Genomic DNA, 15278 nt, shown 5'->3' with positions numbered 1-15278 from the left:
CATCTCGGCGCGAGCATGTGCACAACTCCGCGCGAGCAGGTGCGCAACTCCGCGCGAGCAGGTGCGCAACTCCGCGCGAGCACGTGCACAACTCGGCGCGAGCACGTGCACAACTCTGCGCGAGCAGGTGCGCAACTCCGCGCGAGCATGTGCACATCTCGGCGCGAGCACGTGCACAACTCCGCGCGAGCATGCGGGGAACCCCCGCGCGGAGAATGTGCACGATCCGGCGTAAGCATGTGTGGCGACCCGGCGCGCGCATGCGGGGCGAACCGGCGCGAGCATGCGGGGCGAACCGGCGCGAGCATGCGGGGCGAACCGGCGCGAGCATGCGGGGCGAACCGGCGGCGACCTGTGTCGGGCCACAAGCGCGGTGTGGGCAAGGCGACGAACCATGCTCGCGCTCCCGGCCCGGCAGGCACCGGCGGCTATCGTGAGCTGGTGATCAACCACGTCATCCGGTACGGCGCCGACGTCGAGGCCGCCCGCAACAGCGGTGCCCCCATCGTCGCGCTCGAGAGCACCATCATCTCCCACGGCCTCCCCCGCCCGGCCAACCTGCGGGTCGCCCAGGAGATCGAGGCGACCGTGCGCGCGGCCGGAGCCGTGCCCGCCACCATCGGCATGATCGCCGGCGAGATCGTGGTCGGCCTGTCCGGCGACGAGATCAAGCACCTGGCCGAGCGGGACGACGTGGTCAAGCTGTCCGTACGCGACCTCGCCCCCGCCGCGGCCGCCCGCGTCGACGGCGCCACGACGGTCGCCGCCACCTCCGCGATCGCGGTGCGGGCGGGCATCGCGGTGTTCGCGACGGGCGGCCTCGGCGGAGTACACCGCGGCGCCGCCACCACCTTCGACGAGTCCGCCGACCTGACCGCCCTGTCCCGCCTGCCGATCGCGATCGTGTGCGCGGGCGTGAAGTCGATTCTGGACGTACACGCGACGCTGGAACGACTCGAGACCCTGGGCGTCGGCGTCGTCGGCTATGGGACCCGCCGCTTCCCCGGCTTCTATCTCACCGACGCCGGCTTCGACCTCGACTGGTCCGCCGACGGCCCGGCCGCGGTCGCCGAGATCATCCGCGCCGCCCAGGGCCACGACCTGCACCACGGCGCCCTGGTGGTGGCCAACCCGCTCCCGGTCGACGAGCAGCTGGACCCGGCCCTGCACGACCGCGTGCTGCACGAGGGCCTGGCCGGGCTCGAGCGGGAGGGCATTACAGGCAAGGACGTCACGCCGTACCTCCTGTCGCACTTCCACACCGCCACCGAGGGCAAGAGCCTGGACGTCAACGTGCGCATCATCCTGCGCAACGCCGACCTGGCCGCCCGCATCGCCGCGGCCATCTGAGCCCCGCACCGTGATCGCCCGCGCCCCGGGACCCCGACCCGTGCCGCACACACCAACGCGGCTGACACGCAGCGCCGCGGAAATTCGCACGCCGGGCTCGATGCGGTGAGCGTCCTCGTGATTGGTGACGTGGTCACCGACATCCTCACCGTGCACGAGGGGCCGCTCGCCATCGGCTCGGACACGATCGCGGCGGTACGGATCGCCGGTGGGGGGTCGGCCGCGAACACCGCGGTCTGGCTGGCCGCGGCCGGGTCGGCGGTCGCGTTCGCCGGGGTCGCGGGCGAGGACGAGCCGGGCGACGCGCGCCTCGCCGAGCTGCACCAGGCCGGGGTGACCACCAGCGTGCGCCGGGTGCCCGGCGTCGCGACCGGCACGGTGGTGGTGCTGACCTCGGACGCCGAGCGGACCATGTTCACCGACCGGGGCGCCAACCGCCTGCTCGCCCGCGCCGACGTGGAGCGGGCGCTGGACCTGCCCGGCCTGCGCCACCTGCACCTCTCGGCCTACGTGCTCTTCGACCCCGACTGCGCGCCCGCGGGCCGGTTCGCGCTGGCCGAGGCGCGGCGGCGGGGGTTCACGACCAGCCTGGACGCGGCGTCGGCGGCGCCGTTGGAGCAGTTGGGGGGTGCCGACTTCCTGTCATCGGTACCGCGCCCGAGCCTCCTCTTCGCCAACCTCGACGAGGCCCGCGTCCTGGGCTCGGCCGACCCGGCGGACCTGCGCCACCTCGCCGACGGAGTGATCGTGAAGTCAGGCGCGGCCGGCGCGTCCTGGGCCGGCGCGAACGACACCGCGTCCGCGCCCGGCCGACGCCTCGCGGCGATCGTGGACCCGACCGGCGCCGGAGATGCCTTCGCCGCCGGTTTCCTCACGGCCTGGCTGGCCGGCGGAACCCCGCAGGCAGCGCTGGAAGCGGGCAACGACCTGGGCGCCCGAGCGGTGGCCAAACTCGGCGGCCGCCCGTAAAAGCCGCAGCACGCCCGGCCCCGCGATCGGCCGCGACCGGCACGTCCGGGCGGCGCGAGCGCGACACACACGACCGCAGGACAGGCGCGACGCGCGGACGCGGCATGCGGGCGCGGCGCGCGGACGCGGACGGACGCGACGCGCGGACGCGGCATGCGGGCGCGACGCGCGGACGCGGCATGCGGGCGAGTCGCGCGGACGCGGCATGCGGGCGAGTCGCGCGGACGCGGCATGCGGGCGCGGCACGCGGACGCGGCATGCGGGCGCGGCACGCGGACGCGGCATGCGGGCGCGGCACGCGGACGCGGACGGACGCGGCACGCGGACGCGGACGGACGCGGCATGCGGACGCGGCATGCGGACGCGGCATGCGGACGCGGCATGCGGACGCGGCGCCTCGGGGGCATGCAGACGCGGCGCGCGGACGCGAGACAGCCGCGACGTGCGGGCGCGACATGCGGGGCGGGGGCAGGGCGACACGCGCAGCGTGCGGGCGCAGCGTGCGGGCGCAGCGTGCGGGCGCAGCGTGCGGGCGCAGCGTGCGGGCGCGACGTGCGGGGCGGGGGCAGGGCGACACGCGCAGCGTGCGGACGCGGGATGGAGGCGACGCGCGGACCAGGCGAGCAGGTGCGACGCGCGGACGCGACGTGCGGGGCGCAGGGCGGGGGCGACACGCGACACTGGCGGCGTGCGGGTGCGGGAAGGACGCGGCGTGCGGGCGCGGAACAGCCGGGACGAACGGGCGCGGCGTACGGGCGCGCGGGGTTAGTCGGCGTCGATGACTTTGTGTTCGCGGTCGGGGATGGCGTGGCCCGGGTCCGGGTGGGAGGTTTCGCGGCGGCGGAACATGTTGCGGAAGCGGGCCTCGGGGCGTACCGGGGCGTCGTTGGCCAGCAGGACCGCGATCATCGGCAGGAAGACCGCGCCCGCGACGCACAGTGAGAGCCACAGCCACAGGAGGGGCGGGCGGGTCGCCACCAGGATGGCGGCGACCACCACGCAGGCGGCGCGCAGGAGCATCATGAGCACGTAGCGGATCTCGCGGGCGCGAAGCTCCTGTTCGGGGCTTCGCGCCGCGTCGGTGATCAGCTGTGGGCGATCCCTGCGGGCCATTGCTTCGAGTCTGCCACGCGAACGTGGCATGTGGTGACTCAGGTGTCGGTGGGCTTGACCGGAGCGTTCGGTCCGGGGCCGCCGCCGGCGGGGCCGCGGTCGCGCTCGGTGGTACCGGTGGCGAGCAGGTCGCGGATCTCGGTGAGCAAGCGGATCTCGTCGCTGGGCGCGGCGGGCTCCGGTGCCTCGCCGCGCTTGCGGCGCTCGGCGAGCTTGTTCATCGGCATGACGACGAGGAAGTACACCGTGGCCGCCGTCAGCAGGAAGGTGATGATGGCGTTGACGAAGCCGGGCCAATCGAGGACCTGACTTCCGATGTGTACGCCCTGCGCGTCGTTGATCCCGATGCCGCCGCTCAAGTTGATCAGCGGGGTGAGGAACCCGTCGGTGAACGCGTTGACGACTTTGGTGAACGCGGCGCCGATGACGACGGCGACCGCGAGCTCGATGACGTTGCCACGGGAGATGAAATCCCGGAATCCCTTCAGCACAGAGGCACCTTACGACCGGTCGGGTCCCCGCGCATCCGTTGCCGTTCTACCTGTCAGCGTGACAGGGTCTCGAAGCGTGGACGGCTTACCGGAGGCGGTCGCGGCGCGCCATGGCGTGCCGCCGGAGAAGGTGCACCCAGCTCCGGTCGGAGGCGCCAACCAGGTGTACCTCCTGGGCGACGATCTCATCCTGCGCTTCCCCCGCGCCCGCGCGGACGCGCCGCGCCTGTTCACCGAGGCGGCCATCATCCCGCTCGCCCGCCGGGGAGGCGTCCTCACCCCCGCCGTCGTCGAGTTCGACGCCACGGTGCCCTACCTCGTGACGGAGCGCGTGCGGGGGGTGGAGGCACAGGGGGTACAAGATGCGCGGTTGTATGAAAACGTGGGCCGGGAACTGGCGAAGCTGCACCGTGTCCCGCCCCCGCCGGACCTGCCCGTCGACAGGCCGGCGCCCGATCCGTGGGCCCTGGTGTCGGACCTGCGCGCGGAGGGGCGGCTGGACCAGGACGGCGCCGAGTGGCTGGCCGGCTGGTTCGACCGCCTGGCGCCGCGGGTGCCGATCGCGCCGCTGCGCGTGCCCATCCACGGCGACGTCGCGCCGCAGAACATCATGGTCGCGGGGTCGACCCTGACCGGCCTGATCGACTGGGGCGACGCGATGCTGGCCGACCCGGCGACGGAGTTCGCGAAGCTGCCGCTGGTGGTCGTGCCGTTCGCGCTGCGCGGGTACGGCGGGATCAACATGGAGCCCCGCGTGCTCTGGCACCACCTGGTCTGGGCGCTGGCCCGGCTGCGAGACCCGGCGCCGTCGCACGACCGGCACTGGTCCGCTCCCCCGGCGAGCCGGTTGCTGGGGCTGCTCCGCTTCTTCGCCACCGACCCGGCGTGGCGCGACCTCGCCTGAGCCCACCTCGCCGGCCGACCGCCGGGCCTGAGCCGAGTGCGACTCGCGGACATGCGGAAGGGCCGCCCCCGCCAGGACGGCCCTTCCTTGGTGATGTGGCTTAAGAGGCGTACGCCTCGAGGCGCTTCGCGCGCGACGGGTGGCGCAGCTTCAGCAGGGTGACCTTCTCGATCTGCCGGATGCGCTCCCGCGAGAGCCCGAACTCGCGCCCGACCTCGTCCAGCGTGCGCTGGCGGCCGTCGTCCAGGCCGAAGCGCAGCCGGATCACCGCCTGCTCGCGCTGCGAGAGGGTGGAGAGCACGATCTCGACCTCGGAGCGGAGCATGCCCTGCGACACGCTGTCCGCCGGCTCCTCGCGCGGGTCGATGCGGGCCACGAAGTCGCCCAGGGCGCTCTCGCCGTCCTCGCCCACGGCCTGGTCCAGGCTGACCGGCTCGCGGTCGTACGAGATGAGCTCGATGACCTGGTACTCCTCGACGCCCAGGGCGGCGGCGACCTCGGCCACCACCGGCTCGCGGCCGAGGGAGGCGGCGAGGTCGCGGCGGACCCGGACCATGCGGTTGACCTGCTCGACCATGTGCACCGGGATGCGGATGGTGCGGGCCTGGTCGGCCATGGCGCGGGTGATCGCCTGGCGAATCCACCACGTCGCGTAGGTCGAGAACTTGTAGCCCTTGGTGTAGTCGAACTTCTCGACGGCGCGGATGAGGCCCAGGTTGCCTTCCTGAATCAGGTCCAGGAAGGCCATGCCGCGTCCGGTGTACCGCTTGGCGATGCTCACGACCAGGCGCAGGTTCGCCTCCAGGAGGTGGGCCTTGGCCGCGCGGCCCTCGCGGACGACCACGTCGTACGTGTTCATCCAGGCGGGGTGGACCATGCCGGTCGCGAGCTTCTCCTCGGCGTACAGGCCGGCCTCGATCTTCTTGGAGAGATCGACCTCCTGCTCGGCGGTGAGGAGCTTGGTGCGGCCGATCGTGTTGAGGTACGCGCGAACCAGATCCGCTGAGACGCCCGTGTTGTCGAGCGCGTGCTCCTGCTCGTGCTGCTCGTCGGCCTCAACGTCGACGGCACTGAAATCCGTGTTCTCACTCAGCGGCTGGGCCACTTCGCTCGCCTCCCGTGTGGATTGACAAGTGGCGCGATCATTCCTGCGAGAAGTAGCTTCGCTGAGCGGGCGTGAAGTGACGGTGAGGCGACCGACCCGTGGCACGAATCCGTGAGTCTTAGACCTCCAGCAATACGGTCCGCGGTCCGACGTTCACACTTTCGACGAGCATGTGGGTGCGGAATCGCCCGGTTTCCACGATTGCGCCCCGGTTCCGCAGGGCGGTGCAGAACGCCTCGATCAGGGGCTCGGCGGCCTCGGGGCGGGCGGCGGCGATCCAGGTCGGGCGGCGGCCCTTGCGGGCGTCGCCGTACAAGGTGAACTGCGAGACAACGAGGAGTGGCGCCCCGGTGTCGGCGGCCGATTTCTCGTCGTCCAAGATCCGCAGCTCGTGCACCTTTCGAGCAAGCGTTTCGGAAATTTCCGAGTTGTCGGAATGCGTGACTCCCACCAAAACCAGCAACCCGTCCGCGATCGAGCCGACCACGGCACCGTCGACCGTGACCGACGCCCGGCTCACCGTCTGCACTAGGGCGCGCACAGCAGGATCCCCCGCTCCACGAGGTGCGACACCAGCGGCACAGCGACGGATGCGAGCACCTCAGCCGGTACACCATGGGCAGCAGCGAGAATGTCGACCTGATCCTGCAGGGTGACCGAGCCGTCGCACGCGCCGACGAGCGCCAGCGCGACCGGATCGACCTCCTCGATCCACCGCAGGCCGTCAGTGAGAACAAGCATCTGCTTCCCCACCTCCCAGCCGTCAGGACCGAGTTCGGCGTCCTGGCGCAGGCGCAGGTCGGGCGCGGCGACGAGGCGGCTGCGCATCAGGTCCGAATTGCGCAGGAAATCCTGGCGGGAGAACCAGTCGCCGATCAGCGGCCCGAGGTCGCCCCCGACCGTGTGCCGCAGGTCCTCGATCCGCACCGTCGGGTCGTCGTGCCCGGCCGCCCGCAGCGTGATCAGCCCGAACCCGACCGCGTCCACCTTCTGCGCGTCGAACCAGTCGAGCCACGCCGCGGCCAGCGCGGGCTGCCGCGCGGGGTCCTCGGAGGCGTCGGCGAGCCACAGATTGACGTACGCCAGCGGATCCGACACCTCCCGCTGGATCACCCACGCGTCCAGCCCGGTGCCGGCCAGCCAGTCGTTCACCCGGTCGCGCCAGTCCTCGCCGGACACGTGCAGCCAGTTGGCCAGGAACTGCATGTGCCCGCCGTCGGCCAGCAGCCCGGGCGCGGCCGCGACCAGCTCGGCGCAGACGGCGTCGCCGGGGCGGCCGGAGTCGCGATACGTGTGCGCGGTCGAGCCGGGGCCGGCCACGAACGGCGGGTTCGACACCACCAGGTCGAAGCGGCGCCCCTCGACCGGGCGCGTCATGTCACCCCGCAGCAGCTCCCAGTCGAGCCCGTTGAGCGCCGCGGTGGTGGCCGCGAAGCGCAGGGCCCGCGGCAGGACGTCGGTCGCCGTCACGCGCTCGGCGTGCGTCGAGAGGTGCAGCGCCTGTACTCCACAGCCGGTGCCGAGATCCAGCGCGCTCGCGACCGGGCGGCGCAGGGTCGCGGCGGCCAGGGTGGTCGACGCGCCGCCGATCCCGAGCACGTGGTCGCCGGGCAGCGGACGGCCGGGGCGCATGCCGGCGGAGAGGTCGGCCACGACCCACCAGTCGCCGTACGGCTCCAGCTCCACCCCCGCCCGCACGCCGTCCGAACCCGGAGCGGCCTCCAGCAGCGGCGCCGCCGCCTCCAGGGACAGCGGCGCGAGCGCGGCCGCGACGCGGTCCAGTGGCTCGGTCTGCCCGCAGATGAAGAGCCGGATCAGGGTGTCGAGCCGCCCGCCCGCCTCGGTGATGCGCAGCGCGGCGCGGAAGTCGTTGCGCGCGCACGCCGCGGCGGCGTCCTCGCCGAGATGGTTTCTGATGCCGTCCGACGTGTACCCCGCGGTGCCCAGCGCCTCGCGCAGGCGCCCCAGGTCGGGAATGTCCAGCAGTGCGTCCACACCGCCCATCCTGGTACGTCAGCGTTGATCGATGCTTATGCAGGCCACAACCCGGGACGCGTCCTCGGTCAGGAACAGCTGGAAGTGGGTGGGCGGGTTCTCAATCTTGGCTTCGCCGACCCGCAGCGGGCGGTCGCCGGAGGTCTGCAGCACGTCGATCGCCTCGGCGCTGCCGAGCATCGGGTTGCCGATTTTCGCCATGTGCTGAGCCCGGCGCAGGTAGCTGCGCGCGAGCTGATCGGCGGGCAGGGTGTGGTCCCAGACAACGTACTCGGCGCCGGCCCGGATCGCGGCGCGGCACGCTTGGAAGGCTGCCCCCGGCTCCTCGGCGAGAAGCCGGAGCAGTGCTTCACGCTCCATGAGCGATTTGACCATAAACCATGGAATTTGACCAGGTTCCTAGACGCAGTTCTTGAGCTGTTTGCGGACGTCGGCGGGCGCCTCGTCGCAGCCGATCTTGAGGCCGCCGTTGACCGCGACCCACATCTTCTGGTTGCCGTCGTAGTGGAACAGCACGGTCGCGCGGTCGCCCTCGGTGTGCGCGGTCGCGTAGTCGGTGGCGCAGCTGATGTCGGTGAGCCCCTTGCCGAGCTGCACGGACGAGGAGAGCTTGGGGTCGGCGAGGAGCGCCTTCTCGAGGGTCGCGGCGTCGACCGGGCAGCCGGCCTGGGGACTGGCGCCGGGCTTCACGGGCGCCGGACCGGTCTGCGGCAGCAGGGACGTCTGGTCGGGCGTCGGCAGGTAGGGGGTGGACGAGGCCTGGGGTGACCCGCCGGAGCAGGCCGCGAGGGTGGCGGCCGCCCCGGCGAAGACAGCGAGGAGTGTGTATCTCACCCCGGCAATTTACGACACTCGATCGGGTTAGTTCTGGCAACCCTTGAGGTGTGTCGCGACATCCTCGGGCACGGTGTCCCGGCAGATGCCGTCGGTGCCCCCGGAGACCGCGGCCCACGTCTTCTTCGCGGCGTCGTACTTGAACAGCACCGTCGCCGCGTCCATGTTCACCGGCTGGGCGACCGCGGTGGCCCAGCCGCCGTAGCAGCTGGCGTCCTTCAGCCCCTTGCCGAGCAGGATGTTGTCGGCGATCTCCCTGTTCGCCTTGAACGCCTTCTCCAGCGCGGCCACGGTGACCGGGCAGCCCGACGCCGCGCCGCTCGCGACCGGGGCCTTGCTGCTCGGCGCCGAACTGGGCACCACCGCCGCCTCGCTGGCGGGCACGATGGGCGCGCGCGAGGTGGGCGGGGCGGCAGTGCCGGTCGCGTCGTCGTCGGCGCAACCGGCCAATGCGGTTGCCGCGGCCAATGCGGCAACCGGGAGTGCGAATCGAATATTCACGCGGAGGATGGTGGGGCCTCCGCGCGCCGGGGGCGAGTCGTCTTTACGACACCTGGCCGAGGAACTGCTCCAGCACCTCGACGACCAGCGCGTGATCGTCGGCCTGCGGCAGCCCCGAGACCGTCACGACGCCCACGACGCCCACATTGCGGACACGGACCGGAAACGCGCCGCCGTGGGTGGCGTAGTCGGCGGGGTCGACCCCGTACCCGGCGTCGAACGTCTTGCCGCGCGCGTCCAGCCGCCGCCCCACGAGGTAGGAGGAGTTGTGCAGCCGCTCGACCACCCGGATCTTCCGCTCGATCCACCGGTCGTTGTCGGGCGCGGTGCCCGGCAGCGCCGCGTGGAAGAGCTGCTGCCCCCCGCGCCGGATGTCGATGGTGATGCCGAGCCCGCGCTCCTTGGCCGTCTCCACGAGCAGGCACCCCAGCGCCCACGCGTCGTCGTTGTCGAACCGGTCGAACAGCAGCCGGGCCTCCTGGGCCTCCAGCTCCTTGATCAAGTCGTCCACAGGGCTCATCCTTCCAAAACCCGACTGTCTTGTACCAGCCTGGGCCGCCGCCCCGCGCCCGCGCCGCGGGGATGATTGACGGGCATGAGGACCCGGACCTTCACGCTGTACATCGCCGCGACTCCCGGGCGCGTCTGGCAGGCGCTCACCGAGCCCGAGCTGACCCGCCGCTACTACCTCGGCCTGGCCGTCGAGTCCACCTGGCAGCCGGCCGCCCCGATCCTGTTCCACGCCCGGCGCGGCCCGATCCACGACGTGCTGTACGGCGAAATCGTCCACGCCATACCCCAGGAGCTGCTGATACACAGCCTCCTGGCCGCGCACTGCTGGCTGAGCTGGGAGATCGCCGAGGTCCAGCCGGGGTTGACGCGCGTCGCCCTGCACGTCGACGACCTGGAGCCCGGCCCCGACCCGGAGCGCGACGAGGCCTGGTCCCGCGTCGTGAGCGGCCTCAAGACCGTCCTGGAGACCGGCGCGCCGCTGGTCAGCTGAACTCGGTGTAGCTGGCCAGCACGGCGCCGCCGGCGGTCAGCGCGTCCAGGCGGCCGTGGGCCAGGCTGGCGCTGCGGAACGAGAACGTGCGCACCCCCGCGGCCGGGGACAGCAGCGGGATCGCGCGCGCCGCGCCCCCGGGCGCCGAGGTGTATCGCAGCCCGGCCACGGACTCCCCCACCACGCCGTTGACGCGGGTCTTCGTCTTCTCGCGGCGCACCTCGAAGCTGACCGGCGCGAGCCCGGGCGCGGGGGCGAAGTAGAAGTAGCGCGGGTTGGCGAGGTCGGCCGCGGTGTACGCCTTGAACGTCGGGTCCGCCCCGGCCGGCAGCGGCGTCAGCGCCAGCACCACCAGGCCCGCCACGACGGCCACGACCGGCCGCAGCCACGCCCGCCGCCGCACGGTCGCCACCGCGCCGCCGAAGCCCGCGAGGCAGACGGCCACGACGCCCAGACTGCGCGCGTTCTCAAGAACGAACTGCCAGCTCTGGTACTGCGAGAGCCCGCGCAGGACCACCCCCAGCGACAGCGTCATGGTGACCAGCAGGACGACTCCGGCCGCGCGGCGCCACGCACCCTCGGCCGCCACGAGCAGCATCGCGGCCAGCACCGTCCAGACCTGATGGTGCGTCCACGACACCGGCGAGGCGGCCACCGTCGCGCAGCCCACCAGCACCGCCGCGCGGACGCGTGCGCCGTGCTGGTCCAGGGCCCGCGCCCGCCGCAGCGCGACCGCGCACACCGCGGCGATGAGCAGCGCCCAGACGACCGGCAGCGTGGCCGGGGACAGGCCGGCGCGCATCAGCATGCCCTGCACGGACTGGTTGCCGAGGGAGGCCAGGTCGCCGATGCGGCTGGTCTGCAGCATGGTGCCCGTCCAGTACCGCAGGCTGTCCGCCGGCAGCACCAGCGCCCCGAGCAGCGCCGCCGCCGCGAACGCCGCGCCCGCGCGGGCCGCGTCCCGGTAGCGCCTGGCCGCGAGGAAGTAGACCACGAAGAGCAGCGGGGTGAGCTTGATGGCGGCGGCGAGGCCGACGAGGATTCCGCGGTACCGCTGCGGCAGGAAACCCATCGCATCGACGAGCGCCAGCAGCACGATGAAGATGCTCACCTGCCCGAAGCGCAGGTTGCTCTGCACGGGCGCGGACACCAGCAGGCCACAGGCGATCGCGGCGACGGCGAGGCGCGACGCGGACAGCCCGCGGCCCACCGCGACCGCCAGGGCCGCGACGGCGGCGCAGGTGAGGGCCAGCCACGCGACCTGCAGCGCGGGCTCCGGCAGCAGCGCGAGGGGGCGGAAGAACAGCACCGCGAACGGCGGGTACGTGAACGGGCCGCCGTTCTCCGCGACGTACTCGTACAGCGGCCGGCCGTCGTTCACGGCCCGCGCCGCGCCGTAGTAGATGTGCAGGTCGGAGAGGCGGTCGGAGGCGGGCCGCAGCCAGACGAGCACGGCGGAGACGACCGCGGCGATCCCGAAGACCGACCAGACCCCGACCACCCGCATCCGCTGCGACATCGGCCCAGCGTAGGGACCGTGCGCTAGCCCACCCAGCCGACGAAGGTGCCCTTGCCGGTCGCGCGCGGGGGCGGGGCCGGCTCGGCGGCGACGACCCCGGCCAGGGTGCGGGTCAGCCAGGCGTTGACCGACAGCCCCTCGCGCGCGGCCGCCTCCTCGATGCGCTGCTTGAGCTGCTCCGGCGGGCGGAAGTTGATCCGGCCGACCGGCCCCTCGGCCGCGACCTCGGCGTGGGGCACCGGGGCCGGCGGCGCGGCGGGCTCGCCGTCCGGGGTGGTGACCACGAAGTACGGGTTGCGGTCGCGCACGCGGATCTCGACCGAGCCCGGGGCCAGGTCGCGGGTGATCTCGTCGGCCGCGTCCGACAGCACGTCGAACATGGCCAGCCGGGTCGCGGAGGCGACCGCCCCGGCGAGGCGCTCGGCCAGCGCGGCGTCCTCGGGACCCGCCGCCGCGAGCAGTTCGGCGCGCAGGCCCTCGACGTAGCGGGTCAGGTCCATGCGGCCAGTATCGCGCAAGTATGGCGAATTGCATGGCGCCAGCGGCGCCATTGATCGGGCCCCGGCGGCAGGATGATGATGCAGGCAGGTGACCCACACGGGAGATGCACATGATCCAGTTGCTGGGACCGGACGGAACCCTGCGCCCGGACGAGGACGCACCGCTCGAGGTGACCCCTGAGCTGTGCCGGGATCTACTGCGGGACATGGTGCTCGCGCGCCGCTTCGACGAGGAGGCCCACGCGTTACAGCGCCAGGGCGAGCTCGGGCTGTGGCTGATGGCGCTCGGGCAGGAGGCGGCCCAGGTCGGCTCCATGCGCGCGCTGGACCCGCGCGACTACGTGTTCCCCAGCTACCGCGAACAGGCCGCCGCGCGCTGCCGGGGCATCGGCCCGGCCGAGCTCATGGCCCAGTGGCGCGGCGTCACGCACTCGGGCTGGGATCCGGCCCGCTACCGCTTCCACATCTACAGCCTGGTCCTGGGCACCCAGGCGCTGCACGCGACCGGGTACGCGGTCGGCGTCCGCCTCGACGGCGCCGACGAGGTCGTCCTGACCTACTTCGGCGACGGCGCCAGCAGCCAGGGCGACGTGAACGAGGCGCTGAACTGGGCCGCGGTCGCCAACGCCCCGATCGTGTTCTTCTGCCAGAACAACCAGTGGGCCATCTCGACCTCGACCAGCCGCCAGATGGCCGCGCCGCTGCACCGCCGGGCGGTCGGCTTCGGCCTGGAGTCGTACCACGTGGACGGCAACGACGTCCTGGCCGTGCACGCGGTCACGGCGCGGGCGGCGGAGTCGGTGCGCGCCGGCGGGCCGCCGGTCCTGATCGAGGCGATGACCTACCGGATGGCGGGCCACAGCACCTCGGACGACCCCCGCCGGTACCGCTCGGACGCGGAGGTCGAGGCCTGGCGCCACCGCGACCCGATCGCCCGCCTCGAGTTGCTGGTCCGCACGCGCGGGTGGGCCGACGACGCGTACTTCGCCGCACTGGCGGCGGAGTCGGACGCGGTGGCGGCCGAGACGCGGGCCGCCTGTCTGTCCATGCCGGACCCCGTGGTCGGCGAGATGTTCGCGCATGTCTTGAACGAGGAGACGGAGCTCGTGCGGTACCAGAGGGAATGGATGGAGGCTTATCACTCCACGCTTTTGTAACGATATGTCGGGCGCTGGCGCGCCGCGACATATCGGACTTTTCGCCTGACGGGGTATTTAGTCGGTTGTGCACATGGTGCATCCGCACCCTCGGAGATGGCGCTTGAATGGCGCCACTTGTGGTGCCATAGTGGTGCCATGACCGACTCGGGCATCACGGTTTCCGGGCTGCGCAAGTCCTACGGCGACAGCGTCGTCCTCGACAGCATCGACCTGGACGTCCCCGCCGGCGCGATCTTCTCCCTGCTCGGCCCCAACGGCGCCGGCAAGACCACGATGGTGCACATCCTGGCCACGCTGCTGCCCGCCGACGGCGGCACCGCCACGGTGGCGGGCCACGACCTGCTGCGGGACCCGGCCAAGGTGCGTGGCGCCATTGGCGTCACCGGCCAGTTCTCCGCCGTCGACAACCTCCTCACCGGCGAGGAGAACCTGCTGCTCATGGCCGACCTGCTGCACCTGGGCCGGCGCGCGGGCCGGCGCCGCGCCGCCGAACTGCTCGAGCGCTTCGAGCTCACCGACGCGGCCCGGCGCACCCCCGCGACGTACTCCGGCGGCATGAAGCGCCGCCTCGACCTCGCCATGACCCTCGTCGGCGACCCGCGCGTGATCTTCCTCGACGAGCCGACGACCGGCCTCGACCCGCGCAGCCGCCGCACCGTCTGGGACATCGTCCGGGAGCTCGCGGCGGGCGGCGTGACGATCTTCCTGACCACGCAGTACCTCGACGAGGCCGACGAACTCGCCCGCCGCGTCGCCGTGCTGGACCGCGGCCGCATCGTCGCGGAGGGCACCCCGGCCGAGCTGAAGCGCCGCGTCCCCGGCGCGCACGTCCGGCTCGCCTTCACCACGCCCGAGGCGCTCGCCGCGGCGGCCGCCCTGCTGCCGGGCGCGACAGCCGACGAGGAGGATCTGGCGCTGCGGGTCCCTGGTGACGGTACCGTCGCAGCCCTTCGGATCCTGCTCGACCGCCTGGAATCGGCCGGCGTCGCGCCCGACACGCTCACCGTCCACACCCCGGACCTCGACGACGTCTTCTTCGCCCTGACCGGCCACCTCACCGAGGAGCGCGTGGCATGACCGACGCCCTGACCATGCTGCGGCGCGACCTGCTGCACAACCGCCGCAACCCGTCCACGATGTTCGGCGCCCTGATCGCGCCCATCCTGATGCTGCTCATGTTCGTCTACATCTTCGGCGCCGCGACCGACGTCGGCACCGCCGCGTACCTCGCCTACGTCACCCCCGGCATCCTCGTGCTCTGCATCGGCTACAGCGTCGGCCAGACCGCGGTCGCGGTGGCCACGGACATGAACGAGGGCATCATCAACCGCTTCCGCACGATGGGCATCTCCCGCGCCGCGGTCCTCACCGGCCGCGTCCTCGGCACGGTCCTGCGCACGCTTCTGTGCGTGGCGCTCATTCTGGGATTGACGATCCTGATGGGGTACCGCCCACACGCATCGTTCCTGGGCTGGCTCACGGTCGCGGGCATCGTGGCGCTGGCCGCATTCGCCGCGGCCTGGCTGACGACCGCCATGGGCCTTTCCGTGCGCACTGTCGTGGCCGCTTCGTACGCGGCGTTGCCGGTGACCCTGCTGCCCATTCTGAGCAGCGCCTTCGCCCCGGCCTCGCGCATGTCCCCGGCGGTGCGGGCGTTCACGGAGCACCAGCCGTTCACCCCGATCATCGAGTCGCTGCGGGCCGCTTTGAACGGCGCCCCGAACGACGCGAACCTGCTGTGGGCGACCGGCTGGTCGGTCGCGATCGCCCTGCTGGGCTACTTCTGGGCCCGGGCGCGCTTCACCCGCCCGCCAACCCCCCGATGAGGCAGGAT

General features: G+C 72.6%; 18 protein-coding genes. 7 read left to right on the top strand and 11 right to left on the bottom strand.

Annotated features, from left to right (window positions below; all coding sequences use genetic code 11):
- Positions 1-441: 441 nt before the first annotated feature.
- Positions 442-1350 carry a pseudouridine-5'-phosphate glycosidase gene (locus ACQPZ4_RS08390; protein WP_433057603.1) on the top strand — a complete coding sequence of 303 codons (909 nt, stop codon included), beginning with the start codon at positions 442-444 and terminating at the stop codon, positions 1348-1350.
- Between the two features lie 105 nt (positions 1351-1455).
- Complete coding sequence (locus tag ACQPZ4_RS08385) at positions 1456-2319, top strand: carbohydrate kinase family protein (protein WP_433057601.1); 864 nt, start codon at positions 1456-1458, stop codon at positions 2317-2319.
- Between the two features lie 765 nt (positions 2320-3084).
- Here the strand turns inward: ACQPZ4_RS08385 and ACQPZ4_RS08380 are convergent.
- Entirely contained in the window at positions 3085-3432 is a 348-nt protein-coding gene (locus ACQPZ4_RS08380; RefSeq protein ID WP_433057599.1) for a DUF3099 domain-containing protein, read from the bottom strand.
- A gap of 38 nt (positions 3433-3470) precedes the next feature.
- Positions 3471-3923 (bottom strand): large conductance mechanosensitive channel protein MscL, encoded by a 453-nt coding sequence (gene mscL, locus ACQPZ4_RS08375; protein ID WP_433057597.1) that lies wholly within the window; start codon positions 3921-3923, stop codon positions 3471-3473.
- Between the two features lie 76 nt (positions 3924-3999).
- Between mscL and ACQPZ4_RS08370 the strand changes: the two genes are divergently transcribed.
- Positions 4000-4827 (top strand): phosphotransferase family protein, encoded by an 828-nt coding sequence (locus tag ACQPZ4_RS08370; RefSeq protein WP_433057595.1) that lies wholly within the window; start codon positions 4000-4002, stop codon positions 4825-4827.
- Positions 4828-4927: 100 nt separating this feature from the next.
- Here ACQPZ4_RS08370 and sigB read toward each other — a convergent pair whose 3' ends face one another.
- The 7 genes from sigB to ACQPZ4_RS08335 form a co-directional block, all read right to left on the bottom strand.
- Positions 4928-5932, bottom strand: a complete 1005-nt coding sequence (sigB, locus tag ACQPZ4_RS08365) for an RNA polymerase sigma factor SigB (RefSeq protein WP_433057594.1) — start codon at positions 5930-5932, stop codon at positions 4928-4930.
- 118 nt (positions 5933-6050) lie between these two features.
- A complete protein-coding gene (gene dtd, locus ACQPZ4_RS08360; RefSeq protein ID WP_433057592.1) occupies positions 6051-6473 on the bottom strand; it encodes a D-aminoacyl-tRNA deacylase in 423 nt (140 codons plus the stop codon).
- Complete coding sequence (locus tag ACQPZ4_RS08355; RefSeq protein WP_433057590.1) at positions 6461-7936, bottom strand: DUF7059 domain-containing protein; 1476 nt, start codon at positions 7934-7936, stop codon at positions 6461-6463. The genes dtd and ACQPZ4_RS08355 overlap by 13 nt, the downstream gene beginning before the upstream one ends.
- 9 nt (positions 7937-7945) lie before the next feature.
- Positions 7946-8287 (bottom strand): hypothetical protein, encoded by a 342-nt coding sequence (locus tag ACQPZ4_RS08350; RefSeq protein ID WP_433057588.1) that lies wholly within the window; start codon positions 8285-8287, stop codon positions 7946-7948.
- A gap of 39 nt (positions 8288-8326) precedes the next feature.
- Entirely contained in the window at positions 8327-8761 is a 435-nt protein-coding gene (locus tag ACQPZ4_RS08345; RefSeq protein ID WP_433057586.1) for a hypothetical protein, read from the bottom strand.
- 27 nt (positions 8762-8788) lie between these two features.
- Entirely contained in the window at positions 8789-9262 is a 474-nt protein-coding gene (locus ACQPZ4_RS08340) for a hypothetical protein (protein WP_433057584.1), read from the bottom strand.
- Between the two features lie 43 nt (positions 9263-9305).
- On the bottom strand, positions 9306-9773 hold the full coding sequence (locus ACQPZ4_RS08335) for a heme-degrading domain-containing protein (RefSeq protein WP_433057582.1): 468 nt from the start codon (positions 9771-9773) through the stop codon (positions 9306-9308).
- A gap of 84 nt (positions 9774-9857) precedes the next feature.
- Between ACQPZ4_RS08335 and ACQPZ4_RS08330 the strand changes: the two genes are divergently transcribed.
- Positions 9858-10265 (top strand): SRPBCC domain-containing protein, encoded by a 408-nt coding sequence (locus ACQPZ4_RS08330; RefSeq protein ID WP_433057580.1) that lies wholly within the window; start codon positions 9858-9860, stop codon positions 10263-10265.
- Here ACQPZ4_RS08330 and ACQPZ4_RS08325 read toward each other — a convergent pair.
- Together ACQPZ4_RS08325 and ACQPZ4_RS08320 are read right to left on the bottom strand one after the other, a co-directional pair.
- Positions 10258-11784 carry a glycosyltransferase 87 family protein gene (locus ACQPZ4_RS08325; RefSeq protein ID WP_433057578.1) on the bottom strand — a complete coding sequence of 509 codons (1527 nt, stop codon included), beginning with the start codon at positions 11782-11784 and terminating at the stop codon, positions 10258-10260. The genes ACQPZ4_RS08330 and ACQPZ4_RS08325 overlap by 8 nt on opposite strands.
- A 23-nt stretch (positions 11785-11807) precedes the next feature.
- Positions 11808-12284 carry a toxin-antitoxin system HicB family antitoxin gene (locus ACQPZ4_RS08320; protein ID WP_433057576.1) on the bottom strand — a complete coding sequence of 159 codons (477 nt, stop codon included), beginning with the start codon at positions 12282-12284 and terminating at the stop codon, positions 11808-11810.
- Between the two features lie 110 nt (positions 12285-12394).
- Here ACQPZ4_RS08320 and ACQPZ4_RS08315 point away from each other — a divergent pair, with 110 nt between their 5' ends.
- From ACQPZ4_RS08315 to ACQPZ4_RS08305, 3 genes are all read left to right on the top strand, one after another.
- A complete protein-coding gene (locus ACQPZ4_RS08315; protein WP_433057574.1) occupies positions 12395-13441 on the top strand; it encodes a thiamine pyrophosphate-dependent dehydrogenase E1 component subunit alpha in 1047 nt (348 codons plus the stop codon).
- A gap of 138 nt (positions 13442-13579) precedes the next feature.
- Positions 13580-14521 (top strand): ATP-binding cassette domain-containing protein, encoded by a 942-nt coding sequence (locus ACQPZ4_RS08310; protein ID WP_433057572.1) that lies wholly within the window; start codon positions 13580-13582, stop codon positions 14519-14521.
- Entirely contained in the window at positions 14518-15270 is a 753-nt protein-coding gene (locus tag ACQPZ4_RS08305) for an ABC transporter permease (protein WP_433057570.1), read from the top strand. The genes ACQPZ4_RS08310 and ACQPZ4_RS08305 overlap by 4 nt, the downstream gene beginning before the upstream one ends.
- The last annotated feature ends 8 nt before the right edge of the window (positions 15271-15278 follow it).

The sequence above is a fragment of the Dactylosporangium sp. CS-033363 genome (genome assembly GCF_050942475.1).
Lineage (GTDB): Bacteria > Actinomycetota > Actinomycetes > Mycobacteriales > Micromonosporaceae > Dactylosporangium.
Note: the sequence above shows the minus strand (reverse complement) of the source record. Positions and strands in the feature narration are given on the sequence as shown.

What these genes read in the sequence shown, in the direction of transcription:
- ACQPZ4_RS08330 (WP_433057580.1), top strand. Translation starts at nt 9,858, where the DNA reads ATGAGGACCCGGACCTTCACGCTGTACATCGCCGCGACTCCCGGGCGC.
- ACQPZ4_RS08315 (WP_433057574.1), top strand. Translation starts at nt 12,395, where the DNA reads ATGATCCAGTTGCTGGGACCGGACGGAACCCTGCGCCCGGACGAGGAC.
- ACQPZ4_RS08355 (WP_433057590.1), bottom strand. Translation starts at nt 7,936, where the DNA reads ATGGGCGGTGTGGACGCACTGCTGGACATTCCCGACCTGGGGCGCCTG.
- ACQPZ4_RS08380 (WP_433057599.1), bottom strand. Translation starts at nt 3,432, where the DNA reads ATGGCCCGCAGGGATCGCCCACAGCTGATCACCGACGCGGCGCGAAGC.
- ACQPZ4_RS08325 (WP_433057578.1), bottom strand. Translation starts at nt 11,784, where the DNA reads ATGTCGCAGCGGATGCGGGTGGTCGGGGTCTGGTCGGTCTTCGGGATC.
- ACQPZ4_RS08350 (WP_433057588.1), bottom strand. Translation starts at nt 8,287, where the DNA reads ATGGAGCGTGAAGCACTGCTCCGGCTTCTCGCCGAGGAGCCGGGGGCA.
- ACQPZ4_RS08305 (WP_433057570.1), top strand. Translation starts at nt 14,518, where the DNA reads ATGACCGACGCCCTGACCATGCTGCGGCGCGACCTGCTGCACAACCGC.
- ACQPZ4_RS08320 (WP_433057576.1), bottom strand. Translation starts at nt 12,284, where the DNA reads ATGGACCTGACCCGCTACGTCGAGGGCCTGCGCGCCGAACTGCTCGCG.
- ACQPZ4_RS08310 (WP_433057572.1), top strand. Translation starts at nt 13,580, where the DNA reads ATGACCGACTCGGGCATCACGGTTTCCGGGCTGCGCAAGTCCTACGGC.